The following is a 12449-nucleotide window of genomic DNA, read 5'->3' on the forward strand; positions in this document are numbered from 1 at the left end:
AATACAGGTAATTTTTATGTCATTGGTATAAGTGGTTAAAAGACTAGTTTTTTGATTCTAAAAGGTAGATAGAAGGAGCCATTGGGACAATTCATAAAATCTGCTATTTACGGAAACGATTGCAAGCCAAATTTTAAATTGTTCACTGCCTCCTTAATAGGATTTGAAATAATAAAAAACACCTGCCTCTTGAGGAGAAGCAGGTGTTTTGGATAAAAAGATTTGGTACTAATTAAACTCTCGGCGGTTCCCAGCCTTTTTCATATTCTCGGGTCCAAAGTGCCTTGCCCTTTTCCGAGTTTAGGATATGTCCATTTTTAGGATCGCAGATTAAATTTTCCCCGACTCGACTTGAAATGTTTGCCAAATGGCAGAGTAAGGTAGATACTGCGCCTTCCTCAATATTGGAATTTTGCTTTTCGATTCCTCGAACTGCATTAAAGAAATTGACCACGTGAGTGGTACTCATATCGCCACCTCCGCCTAGGACAGTTCCTCCTTCATTGTTTGAAGCTAAATTGGATTTGACCTCTTTGCCGCTTCGATCAAATTGTTTGTAACCACCCCGATCTACATACACTGAACCTTCCGTTCCATAAATAATAGTACCTCTATCTGATCCGTAGGTCTTGTAACTGTTTCGGCTTTTTCCATCCCATTGAATGATGGTACCATTGCCAAACTTAAACGTAGCATCCATGGTGTCATACATCACCCATCCATCTTCGGGATAATGCATTTTTCCCGAGGTGATCATGACTTCACTAGGATAGTCTACTTGCAAAGCCCATCTCGCCACATCCAATTCGTGTGTTGCGTTATTTCCGGTTTCTGCAGTGCCATAATCCCAACCATACCAATGCCAGTTGTAATCCCAAGTGTCATGCATGTAGGGTTTTCTTGGTGCTGGTCCTTGAAATAAATCCCAGTCCAATCCATCTGGGGCAGCTTGGGCTTTTGGTAAAGGAACAGCTCCACGGTTATTGGAATAGAAGGCTTTGGCCATGTATACTTTTCCAATTGCTCCATTATGAATGGCAGAAATGATTTCTCTACTCTCTGGGGCTGACCGTTGTTGATTGCCCATTTGAACGACCTTGTTGTATTTCTTTTGCAAGGCAATCAATAATTCTCCTTCCCATGGATTATGAGAACAAGGTTTTTCAACATACACATGTTTTCCCCGCTCCATTGCTAGCCAAGTTCCTGGAGCATGCCAATGGTCAGGTGTCGCATTGATCAGCACATCCACCTCATTGTCTTCCAGAACTTTTAAAATATTCTGTTCTTGCTTGGGTTGGTAATCAATCCATTTTTCAAAGTTTTTGGCTGCTTTCGGCATTTGGGATTTCATCGCATCGCATAAATAAAGCAGGTTGACATTGCTTGATTTGAGCCCAATGGGTTCATAATAAGCCCCCAATCTTCTTCCTAATCCTGCGATAGCAACATTCAGTCTATCATTTGCTCCGATAATTCGGGCATACGATTTTGGAGAAAACCCTACGGCCCCGAAAGCGGAGATTCCTAAAGTTGCCACCGCGCTTTTCTTAATAAATTCTCGTCGATTCGAATTGCTCATGGTAATTAGCGTTCATGAAAAGATTATTTCAATACCTTGATTTTGATGTTTTTGTAATGAACTTCATCTCCGTGGTCTTGAAGTAGAATATGACCCTCAGCAGCTTCGCCAAAGTTTTTCCAGATTTTGTATTTGCTAATTGCTACCAAGTCTCGGTATTCCTGTGATCCCCTTACATATTCCACGACCTTAACCCCATTGATATAGTGCTCTACTTTGTTGTCAGGATAAACAACCACCCGACCTTGATTCCATTCTCCTGGTTTGCGAACAAACCTCGCCTGTTTTTCAGCCTTTATGAGATCATAAAGTGAAGCCAAAGTTCGATTTCCGTTAATGCCTTGCTTGGCATCAGGATGATTGGCATCGTCCAAAATCTGGTATTCCAATCCAATTGCCGATCCTGAATTTCCTTCCGAAAGAGTTACGAAATATTTAACTCCGCTATTTGCGCCTTCTGTAATTTTGAAATCAAATGCCAAATCAAAAGCACTGAATTTTTCAGTGGTGACGATATCGCCGAAATTGGTCGATTCACTTCCATCAGATTTTTGAATGGTTAATTCTCCATCGTTAATCGTCCATCCTTTTTCAGGGAAAGATTCTTTGTAAGCGCCTTTCCATCCTTGGCTTGATTTACCGTCAAACAATAATTTCCAGCCATTCTTTTTTTCCAAGTCCGAAAGTTCGTTTTTCAAAGTGCTGACCACGAAAACGTCTCCTTTGAATGAAGTGGGTTTGAGGTTTTCCGTTTGAATTCGGACATTCCTGAAATAGGTTTTCCGGCCTTCATCTTCTTGTTTTTGAATCGCATGGACTTGTAGTCCAATGAACCCTTTGGCATCCATATCATCCATGAAATAGGCGACTTCTTGACCATTTACCCAGGTTTTAATTGTGTTTCCAATGGCTTCGATTCGATAGGTATTCCATTCTCCCATTTTGAAAGCTGACTTTGCAGCAGGATTCAGATCCAATGGATAAAACCATCCTCTTCTAGCTTCATCATAAATACCTCCAGACCAGGCTCTCGGGGTAGGATCTGCTTCTATTTGATAGCCATAGACCAAACCTTGACCATTTCTCGCATCAGGATTAAATTGACCTCTAGCCATAATCCCTGAGTTGGAGGAAATGTGATTGATTTTTAGATCTACTTCCAAGATGAAGTCGGTGTACATTTCTTCGGAGACCAAAAAGGTGTTTCCTGTTCCAAAAACAGCCGTTCCTTCGATTGTTCCGTCTTTTACTTCAAAAGTAGCTTTACCGGCCACAGCCTTCCATCCACTTAGGTCTTTCCCATTAAAGAGGTTTTTCCAATTTTCTTTTTGAGCTGATGCAATCTGGTTTAGTGAAAGCAAAAGCAACAGCGTAAGTAATTTAAATTTCATAGGTATTGATTTGGATTTATTGTTTTTGTTGGAATTCGTATGCTGATGCTAGTCCTAAATGATCTTACAGGGTTTGAGCTTGAAGATTCATTTTCGGAAGAGTTCTCTAAATTCCATAAATAGCCTAGTAGGATCAATTATAGCAAGATCTAATTTACGAAAACGATTGCAATGTGAGTCATGTCTTTCGTGATGAAAGGTTAGAGTAGGGGACATTATTTGGGTGAGTTAGAGGATTGCAAAATCCGTTTGTTACTTTTGCGCATGATTGATTTTAACCAAAAACAAAATGTTTTTATCACCTGCAAGGATCGCTCTGTGGTCTATTTGGAGCAGGAATTACGGGAACTGGGTTTTTTCCCTAAATCAATTTCCAGAACTGGAATTGAAATTTCGGCCAGCATGGAAGATTGTATGGATCTCAATCTTCACTTGCGAACTGCCTCGCTTGTTTTGTATGAGTTAAAATCATTTTACCTTCATGATGCTGAAGATATTTATCGAAGATTTAAAGCGATTCCTTGGGAAGAATATTTAGATGTAGACGGTTATTTCTCAGTTCAGTCGACAGCTGAAAATGAATCAATTACGACACCATTGATTGTCAATGTCAAGGTAAAGGATGCAATTGTAGATCGATTCCGTCAGATTTATGGAAGACGACCGGATTCTGGGCCAGACCTTTCTGGATTGGTGATTCAGGTCTATTGGAAAGGGACGGATGCCACTGTGTATTTGAACACCTCTGGAGAAACCTTGGCAAAACATGGCTACAGAAAGATTCCAGGAAAAGCACCAATGATGGAGTCTTTGGCTGCTTCAACAATTATGGCAACGGAATGGAATACCAGAGTTCCTTTTATTAATCCGATGTGTGGATCCGGTACACTTGCTATCGAAGCTGCATTAATGGCAAGTAAACGCTATCCGGGTTTGTTCCGAGATGAATATGCTTTTCAGCAAATTAAGGGATACAAAGAAGAGGCCTACCAAGCTAAAAAAAGAAAGTTGGAGCAAAAAGTTATTCATGATCCCGGTGTCAAAATAATCGCTTCCGATATTTCCCTTCAGGCAGTTTCGTTTGCTCAGGAAAATGCTGCCTATGCAGGAGTGGAGCACATGATTGAGTTTGAGGTTTGTGATTTTGCGGAAACTCAAATTCCTGAAGGCCCTAAAGGGGTAATCATGTTTAACCCAGAATATGGAGAGCGTTTGGGGGAAAATTCAGAATTGGAGGAAGTCTACAAACGGATGGGGGACTTTATGAAGCAGAAATGTGCTGGATATAGAGGATACATATTTACTGGAAATATGGAACTCGCAAAGAAGGTTGGACTAAAGGCAAGTCGAAGGATCGAATTTTGGAACGCGACTATCGATTGTAGACTTCTCAAATACGATTTGTATCAAGGAAGAAGAGATTAATCCTGAGCCTTATTTGATTTTTACTTTACTCCAATGAGTCTGAAAGGAAGCATAAATAAGTTTCTTACCAGGTCGAAACTTAAATCAATAGCAAATCCCAAGATTCGGAACGGTAAAAGAATTAACCAGACGATAGGATAAAGGACGAATGCCACAAGGGCAAGTGGCCAGCAAAGGATAAATAGAATGAGCCAGAGAAGAAATGTGAGCATGAACTTGAAATTTCTTTTCCTTGCCCAAAATCTGTTCCATCAAAAGAAATCCTCAAAATCAAGCTTTTGGATAACCGGAAACTCAAAAAGTGTTTTAGAATCGGACACCCTACCGAACAATCTTATGCTTTCTGAGTGCTGATATTGATTTCTTCAAGCTTATTTTTTGTGTCGATTAATTCTCGCATCAGCTTTCGCTCTCTTTCAACACTTGATTTTTTATGTTTTTGAAATTCTTTTTCAGTTTGATCCAAAATGTCCTGATTGAGTTTAACTCGTTCACGTTCTGCATAAAGTTTAAACGTAATAAAAGCGGCATAACCGATCAATGGAATGAGTAGGAGTAGAAGTGGATTATTGGTCGCTGCTTCCGACTTTTCTATAGGTAAGATCTTAGAAGTTTTGACATGCTCTGTGCTATCCACCATCATTCGATCAATTTCTCGCTGCATGAATTGGGTTTCCTGCGCTTTAATGGATTCATTAAATAATTCCTTGATACCATTCCATTCTGATTTCTTGATGACCAAGTAGTCAGGAGAGTTGATCGCAGGTTGGAACAAGGTGTCCAATTGGTCGGTCCATAGCAATGACTTCGAAATTTCTTGGCTAAATCCAAGGTTTGTAGTCAGGAGGATTGTCATTAAAATGAACAAGATTGGGTGAGATCTCTGTTTCATTTCCAGTTATTTTTTAGAGAGGGTTTACAGTTTAAATGTAAACTACTTGTTGTAACTCCTTCAAATATAAAGAGTTAAATTTAAGTAAAAAAAATGTTATGTATTTATTTTACTGATTTGCAGTGGGATAGATATAAAAAAAATATTAGATACAATTCAGCGTGTTTATAATTCGAAAAATTATATTTATTCTATATTAATGCTAACTGATTTATTTATTGGATGGAATGAAAAAATAGGTAATTCACCTATTTAAGCGCCTAATTTTTAATTTTTTCAGGTCTTTGAGTATAATTCATTCTACTAGAAATACTATTTGTAAAACTGGATTCATCCAAAATAGTCCATTCTGATTTTGTAATGCCTCAAAAATTTTAGCTTGGTAGGAACGTATGTATTCAAAATCTAGGGTTTAATTACTCACCAAATTTTCCTGGAAGGCTAGCAATTCTTTTTTTAGGAAAAAGTACCTTGGGTTAGTAAATAGGTGTAATCATTTTTTAAGTGGTGATTTGTCTGAAAAGAATATTTGTACCTTACCCTTACCTCAGAATTTATTGCCATTGATCCAAGCTAACCGACTTTCACTTCTTTTTTTAGGCTTTCTTTTGTCCTTTTCCCTTCAAGGGCAAGTTACGATTACCGGGAAAGTGATAGAGAAGGGGACAGGTTTACCAATGCCCTTTGCAAACGTATTTATCAATAATTCGACCCTTGGAGCTGCTTCAGATGACGAAGGAAACTTTCGGATTTATGGAAATATTCCAGACGAGTTTGAATTGGTCGCCTCATTTGTAGGATACAAAACGATTAGTAAAACTATTCAGCGCAAAGGAAGGCAGGCTGTTTATCAAAATTTTGATTTGGAATTTATAGAAGACCAATTGAGTGAAGTCGCTCTAAAAGCAAAACGAGATAAAAGTTGGGAACGCAATATTCGGATGTTCAAGGAAGTTTTTCTTGCTGTTCCTGACGATCCTTACGGAAGAGATATTGAAATCCTGAATCCTTGGGTTCTGGATTTCGAGTCTGTTAAACCTGACAAAGGATTTAAATACACTCAAGCCACGGCCCAGCAGGCTCTTCAGGTAGTAAATAAGGCATTGGGATACCAAATTGACTTTCACCTGCAAGACTTCCGAATGCTGAGGAATGCCTCACGATTTTTTGGTCAAGCATATTACAAAAATCTAGCTCCTTCAGATTCTACTAATGGAGAACAATGGAAGACCAATCGAGAACTGAATTATCAAAATTCTACTCGGCATCTGATGCTTTCAATATTACTTCGAAACGCGGAAAGACAGGGATTTGAACTTTATCTGACTAAGACGGAGTCAGACTTTCGGGTGAGAACCAATGATTTCACTGTAGAATTAAATGAATCTATTATTCCTTTAAAGTTGGATTCCATTTATTCTAGACCCTTGGGCAATGGAAGTTATCGAATTTTTTTACCGGGTCGAATTGAGGTTCATCATCTATCCAAGCCATGGCCCAATGACTATTACACTAATATTTACCATGCTATTTCTTGGATGATAGCACCGGGAGGTTATGTCGATGTAGATCGAAATGGTACTTTACTTTACCCTGCTCAATTGGTGCTCTCTGGCTATATGGGGAGGCAACGAATGGCTCGTTCACTCCCTTTAGACTTTGTGCCTGATGAGGGTTTCGCTGGTTTTGTGGAAGAATTGAAGTTGTTTCAGGCTAGATATAAGACTTTAAATGCTCTTCGGGAAAAACCTTGGATTACTTTAAATAAGCACTATTTCCATCCTGGAGAAAATCTTTGGCTGGGAGGAAGGATGCTATATCAAAATCCGATTGCTCAAGATTCACTAAGCCGGGTTGTTTATGTGGAGATCTGGAACGATAAATTAAAGCAGGTACATTCTGCCCAATTTCCAATTCAAGAAGGATTGATTTCAGGAGGAATTCAACTGGCAGATTCCCTGCCAGTTGGGGATTATATTTTGAGAGCTTATACGAGATGGGGGTTGAATTTCCCTGAAAAAGATCGATTTGAAATTCCCTTCCCAATTATACCAGAAGATCAGCAGGTCGTCTTTTCTGAGAACGTTGAGGAAGATGAGTTTGGAGACCTTGTCTTAAATACCCTTTATGAGATTCAGGATTCCTTGAATTTTCGCAAAGCATTGATTCATTTGTCGCTAGCTGATAGTTATGATAATCCAGTCGAAGCAGATTTCCATCTTAGTGTCTTGTCAGGATTTGTTGCGCCAGAATTGAGTCAAGCTCTTCGTTTGGAAAAAGCATTGGATTGGAAAGATGAGCCCTTACCGGATACTTTCGATTCGAATCTTCCATTTTCGATTGACTATGGGATTTCGGTAGCTGGTAGATTTTCGCCAGATCGAAAAAAGGATTCAAAAGCTCAGGTGATTACTTTGGTCAAAGGAGATTTGGAGGATTTTGGTCAGGTGAGATCAGATTCTTCGGGATATTTTTGGGCCACTGGTTTGATGGGTCAAGATTCTATTTCCTTAGCCATTGCTGCCTTGGATTCAAAACAACAGTCTTTGGGAAGTGTGTCTTTGATTCCATTTTCTCGTCCAATTTTCAGAGGCTCATTTTCTCGAATTCCTTTTCAAACCCAATCGATTTCAGATGTCCGAGAAAGGTTGATCGACCTAGAAGGTGATTTTGTCCAATTGGAGGAATTTGTCAAAGAAGAAACCCGAGAAGAACTACGGCCAGATCGGAATTATGCTTACGGCGATCCTAATCAAGAAGTAGGAGAAGCAGATTTGGAAACAAAGACTTGGGCTGAGATTTTGGGTTTATTGAGATTCAACCTCAATACCTTGAAGTTTAGGAACTATACCTTTGGAGAAGAGACTGGATCGCCATTACTGATCATCGATGGAAATTCTAGACCTTTTTTGGAAAAAGAAGAGTTTCGTGAAATTTTATTGGGGTATGATCCATCCCAGCTTAAATCGATCAAAGTGTATTATGATAATATTACCAATGCAGCCTACGGGATGGCTGGCTATGCAGGGGTGATGATTATTGAAACCAAAAATGGATTTAGAACTGGTCCTGAGGAAGGTCGAAGATTTAACCCGGCTGAATTTGATGTATTTTCGATTCCGGGATTTACTTCTTTCAAGGAATTCCCTATAGTTCCACCCAAAGATCAACTTCTAAAAAATAAGCCAACCCTCTATTGGAATCCCAAAGCAATAACTCAGAAGGGTAGTTTGGATTTTGAAGTTTATGTACCTCTTGAGGTTAAAAAGCTTTGGATAAAGATCGAGGGATTATCTGAAGATGGAGATCCAGTATATAAGCTCATACCTATTGAAATTGGGAAATAATCATTTCTTGTTAATCGCTGGCTTTTAGATTGCCAGATTAAATCGGAATGTTGATTTTTGACCAATCAAATATCGAATTAAGATCATTTTATGAATCTCACACCTGTTCTCAAATCTTTTCAAGAACTCAGTAATGAGGAGCTGTATGCAGTACTTAGGCTTAGGGCTGAAGTTTTTGTCGTGGAGCAAAATTGTCCTTATCTGGATTTGGATAGCAAGGATCAAAAATGCTTTCACTTGCTCTTGTATGCAGGATCTGATCTTGCTGCCTATTGTAGGCTTGTCCCAGCGGGACTTTCTTATCAAGAGGTTGCGATTGGCCGTGTGATTTCAGCCCCAGCGTATCGTGGAAAAGGGTTGGGAAAAGTGGTGATGGAAAGGGCGATTTCTTACTGTGAGGATATTTTTGGAAAGGTTCCCATTCGACTGGGAGCTCAAGTCTATGCCAAGGGATTCTATGCTTCCTTAGGGTTTGAAGCCGAAGGAGAGGAGTATTTGGAAGACGGAATCCCACATGTGGAAATGGTAAAATATTGAACCATGGAAATAGGAATAGATAGTTTTGCCGCTTTTGTTACTGATGCCGACGGCCATCCGGTTGGGACCGCTCAGCAGGCAATGGCAGAATTACTTGATCGAATTCAATTGGCTGATGAAAAAGGCTTAGATGTCTTTGCTATTGGCGAGCATCACCGCAAGGAGTTTTTAGATTCTGCTAATTCGGTCATATTGGCGGCAGCCGCAGGCCGTACTAAACGAATTCGTTTGAGTAGTGCGGTTACTGTGCTGAGTGCTGCAGATCCGGTAAGGGTATTTCAGCAGTTTGCTACGTTAGATTTGGTGTCTCAAGGGCGAGCCGAGATGGTAGTTGGTAGAGGATCATTTACGGAAGCGTTTCCGCTTTTTGGATTGAATCTTCAGGATTATGACAAGTTATTTGCTGAAAAACTTGGGCTATTGCTTCAAATCAGTGAGAAGGAAATGGTTACCTGGTCGGGGAAATTTAGGCCATCTCTTACTAATCAGCCCATCTACCCAAGACCGGTTCAGAAGAATATTCCCATTTGGTTAGGGGTAGGTGGTACTCCTGGTTCTTTTGCAAGAGCAGGCTCCTTGGGTTTGCCTTTGATGGTGGCCGTTATTGGTGGGGAAACCCATCGATTCAGACCCTTGGTGGATTTGTATCGAGAAGCTGGTGACAAGGCTGGATTTGCACCACATGAGCTAAAAGTGGGGCTTCATTCGTTAGGCTATGTCGCAAAGACTCATGAAGAGGCAGTAGAAAATTACTATCCGGGATATGCGCAGACTTTTACTCGAATCGGGAAGGAAAGGGGCTGGCCTTCAGTAACTCGAAATCATTTTGAAGCACAAAATTCAAAATGGGGAGCTTACTTGGTCGGAGAGCCTGATGAAATAGCAGAAAAGATTTTACGTCACAGTGAGTCCTTGGGTGGAATTGATCGATTCACTTTTCAAATGGATAATGCGGGATTATCTCATTCCCAGTTAAGCGATTCGATAGCTTTGATCGGAGAGGAAGTGATGCCCAAAGTGAAGAAGGCAATTGGGTAAATTGAAATTGCCACCAATAAGTATCACAAATGCGAATAAAAAAACGCCGAAGGATTTCCTTCGGCGGTTGATTTTAGAATGACTTTGCCAACTTATCGATTTTTTTACGCAGGTCTGTGATCGCTGCGGCGTATCGGGTATCCCATTCTTCAAGTCTTCCTGTATTTTGAATCGCTACCTCGTACTGAATGCCGGGTAAAATCCAAGAAGCATAGCCTGAAAAAGGATCGTTGCAAACATAAAGAGACTTATACCAATCCCCATAATACATACCTTTTGGATCGATCCAGCTTTTTTCCAAATTAATGAGTCCTTGGTTTATTTTGGCCAACCTCTTTGTGGAGGTTTTTCCAGAAATCATAGCAGCATCTAAGGCTTTTTGATAAGCATTTGAGCTAGCTTCCAACTCTTTTAGAGCCTGATCAACTTGATCAAATGCTTTGAAATCTGGAGAAATGCTCTGAACATTTTTTACAGCTTGTTCAAAATGGCCTTTTAAATCGTAAGCATATCGAGGTACATCATAAGGAATGACTGCGGCATTTGCTTGACGAAGTGCAACTAAGCCGAAAAGTTGTGCGACAGCTCCTCCCATTTTAAATGAAGGATCTGAAAATTTAGAATAATAGTGGAAGTTGTCATAGTTTGAGTGATAGGCTGTAGTACCACCAGAGCCGCCACTTAAAGAAGGAACACCAACGTGCATGTAAAAGGCAATATGATCAGATCCTCCGCCTAGATTTCCGATTCTTGGTTCAGGATTTTTTCCAGCCCACACTTCAAACACCGTTTTAGAAGAATCTGGATAGGCGACTTCTTTGGAAGCATCAATAATGAGTTTTTTGAGTGTGGGTGCTGCAGAAGCCCCAAAATTTCTACCAGAGACCCCTCCGTCAAAATTCATGTAGGAAATTGCCTTTGCTCCAAGTTCATCTCTCAAATGCTCAACCCACTCAGTGGAACCAATTACACCTTGTTCTTCTGCATCCCAATGTCCAATTAGAATGGATCGGGAGGGTTTCTGCCCATTTTTATACAATTCTCCTAAGGCCTCCGCAAAAGTCAATAACATGGCCGTTCCGGAGTTAGGATCTGTTGCTCCAAATGACCATGCATCATAATGGCTTCCCATGATGATCCATTCATCCGGAAAGTCTTTCCCGATAAAAGACCCTACTACATTGTTTGCTCGGATAAAGTCTGGCTTTTGATCTACCATAACTCGAATTTTTAGTTCTGGCCCGCCATTGATTTTGTAGGTAAATGGTAACCCGCCTTGCCATTCAGAAGGGGCATCGTTTCCAGTCATTCGACTTAGAATTTCCTTGGATGCTCCATATCCAATCGGAGTGACTGGGATGGTATGGAAATCGACATCCTTTGGATCTAATCGTTTTACGGATTTGTCTCCATCAAGCGGAAGTGCAGGTTCGAAAGGTGTCAAAGGATCTCCTGTATAATCCAAAGTCAGCATTGAGCCTCGCTGAATGGTCGTCTCGTTGAAAAATGGACCTTTTGGATAAACTTCACCTCGAGTAAATCCGGAATCTTTTGGGTCGGTATAGACTACCAGCCCGATCATCCCATATTGCTCTGCATATTTTGCTTTATAGCCTCTGAAGTTGCCGCCATACCTCGCAACAGCTATTTTCCCCTTAAGATCTACACCCATTTCATCCAACTTCATGAAATCTTCTCGGGTACCATAGTTGACATAAACAACTTCGGCAGTTACATCGCCACTTCCTGAAAAGGCATTGAAACCTAAATGAAGTCTTGAATCTCCTGAAAATGGGTCCTCGGGAAGTTCCCCTTCCTTTTGAGAAAGTGTCATTTGAACTGGAGCGATAATTTGTAGTTCAGATTTTCCTGGATGGTTGGGAAGATAAACATCATAAGGCCAAACCTTCACCTCCATGCCGGCATCAGACATGATTTTGACCATATAGTCTTTCACCAGTTCATTTTCTGGGGTACCTGCGATATGAGGATTTTTGGTTAATTCTCTCAAATGATCTTTGAATCGTTCGGGTTTTACAGCTTTAATAAATTCTTGCTCAAACTGTTTTTGAGACGAAACTTGTGAAGGTAAAAAGCCGGTTTGCTGAGAAAAACCAGCAAATGATAGGAGAGAAGCTGCTGCAGCAGCGAGTAATTTTGTTTTCATTTGGAAGAAGGCAATGAAGGTGTAATTCGGTGAAATAAATCGCACTAGGGTTATTTTTGGAAACTTCTAG

Annotated in this window: 9 protein-coding genes; 4 read left to right on the forward strand and 5 right to left on the reverse strand. The window is 40.3% G+C overall.

The features are described 5' to 3' along the window. Nucleotides 1–232: 232 nt before the first annotated feature. Complete coding sequence (locus AO498_RS10005) at nt 233–1582, reverse strand: Gfo/Idh/MocA family protein (RefSeq protein WP_067546820.1); 1350 nt, start codon at nt 1580–1582, stop codon at nt 233–235. A gap of 23 nt (nt 1583–1605) precedes the next feature. Continuing rightward, entirely contained in the window at nt 1606–2973 is a 1368-nt protein-coding gene (locus AO498_RS10010) for a 3-keto-disaccharide hydrolase (RefSeq protein WP_067546822.1), read from the reverse strand. A 264-nt stretch (nt 2974–3237) separates the two neighbouring features. On the opposite strand from AO498_RS10010, the gene AO498_RS10015 reads away from it, so the two are divergent. Further along, entirely contained in the window at nt 3238–4398 is a 1161-nt protein-coding gene (locus AO498_RS10015; RefSeq protein WP_067546825.1) for a THUMP domain-containing class I SAM-dependent RNA methyltransferase, read from the forward strand. A gap of 20 nt (nt 4399–4418) precedes the next feature. Here the strand turns inward: AO498_RS10015 and AO498_RS16965 are convergent, their stop codons facing one another. Together AO498_RS16965 and AO498_RS10020 are read right to left on the reverse strand one after the other, a co-directional pair. Beyond that, nucleotides 4419–4610: a hypothetical protein gene (locus AO498_RS16965; protein WP_082792217.1), complete on the reverse strand. Its 192-nt coding sequence runs from the start codon at nt 4608–4610 to the stop codon at nt 4419–4421. A 122-nt stretch (nt 4611–4732) separates the two neighbouring features. Beyond that, the gene (locus AO498_RS10020; protein ID WP_067546827.1) at nt 4733–5254 is read right to left on the reverse strand and encodes a hypothetical protein; all 522 of its coding nucleotides are present in this window, start codon (nt 5252–5254) and stop codon (nt 4733–4735) included. Nucleotides 5255–5853: 599 nt separating this feature from the next. Here AO498_RS10020 and AO498_RS10025 point away from each other — a divergent pair. The 3 genes from AO498_RS10025 to AO498_RS10035 all read left to right on the forward strand — a co-directional run bounded on the left by AO498_RS10025 (nt 5854) and on the right by AO498_RS10035 (nt 10212). Beyond that, nucleotides 5854–8637, forward strand: a complete 2784-nt coding sequence (locus AO498_RS10025) for a carboxypeptidase-like regulatory domain-containing protein (RefSeq protein WP_192842552.1) — start codon at nt 5854–5856, stop codon at nt 8635–8637. Nucleotides 8638–8727: 90 nt separating this feature from the next. After that, on the forward strand, nt 8728–9174 hold the full coding sequence (locus AO498_RS10030) for a GNAT family N-acetyltransferase (RefSeq protein WP_067546833.1): 447 nt from the start codon (nt 8728–8730) through the stop codon (nt 9172–9174). A 3-nt stretch (nt 9175–9177) separates the two neighbouring features. Continuing rightward, on the forward strand, nt 9178–10212 hold the full coding sequence (locus tag AO498_RS10035) for an LLM class flavin-dependent oxidoreductase (RefSeq protein WP_067546836.1): 1035 nt from the start codon (nt 9178–9180) through the stop codon (nt 10210–10212). 73 nt (nt 10213–10285) lie between these two features. Here AO498_RS10035 and AO498_RS10040 read toward each other — a convergent pair whose 3' ends face one another. Continuing rightward, nucleotides 10286–12379, reverse strand: a complete 2094-nt coding sequence (locus tag AO498_RS10040) for a M28 family peptidase (RefSeq protein WP_067546839.1) — start codon at nt 12377–12379, stop codon at nt 10286–10288. Nucleotides 12380–12449: the final 70 nt, after the last annotated feature.

The organism is Algoriphagus sanaruensis, assembly GCF_001593605.1.
Lineage (GTDB): Bacteria > Bacteroidota > Bacteroidia > Cytophagales > Cyclobacteriaceae > Algoriphagus > Algoriphagus sanaruensis.

What these genes read in the sequence shown, in the direction of transcription:
- AO498_RS10010 (WP_067546822.1), bottom strand. Translation starts at nt 2,973, where the DNA reads ATGAAATTTAAATTACTTACGCTGTTGCTTTTGCTTTCACTAAACCAG.
- AO498_RS10035 (WP_067546836.1), top strand. Translation starts at nt 9,178, where the DNA reads ATGGAAATAGGAATAGATAGTTTTGCCGCTTTTGTTACTGATGCCGAC.
- AO498_RS10030 (WP_067546833.1), top strand. Translation starts at nt 8,728, where the DNA reads ATGAATCTCACACCTGTTCTCAAATCTTTTCAAGAACTCAGTAATGAG.
- AO498_RS10040 (WP_067546839.1), bottom strand. Translation starts at nt 12,379, where the DNA reads ATGAAAACAAAATTACTCGCTGCTGCAGCAGCTTCTCTCCTATCATTT.
- AO498_RS16965 (WP_082792217.1), bottom strand. Translation starts at nt 4,610, where the DNA reads ATGCTCACATTTCTTCTCTGGCTCATTCTATTTATCCTTTGCTGGCCA.
- AO498_RS10015 (WP_067546825.1), top strand. Translation starts at nt 3,238, where the DNA reads ATGATTGATTTTAACCAAAAACAAAATGTTTTTATCACCTGCAAGGAT.
- AO498_RS10020 (WP_067546827.1), bottom strand. Translation starts at nt 5,254, where the DNA reads ATGACAATCCTCCTGACTACAAACCTTGGATTTAGCCAAGAAATTTCG.
- AO498_RS10005 (WP_067546820.1), bottom strand. Translation starts at nt 1,582, where the DNA reads ATGAGCAATTCGAATCGACGAGAATTTATTAAGAAAAGCGCGGTGGCA.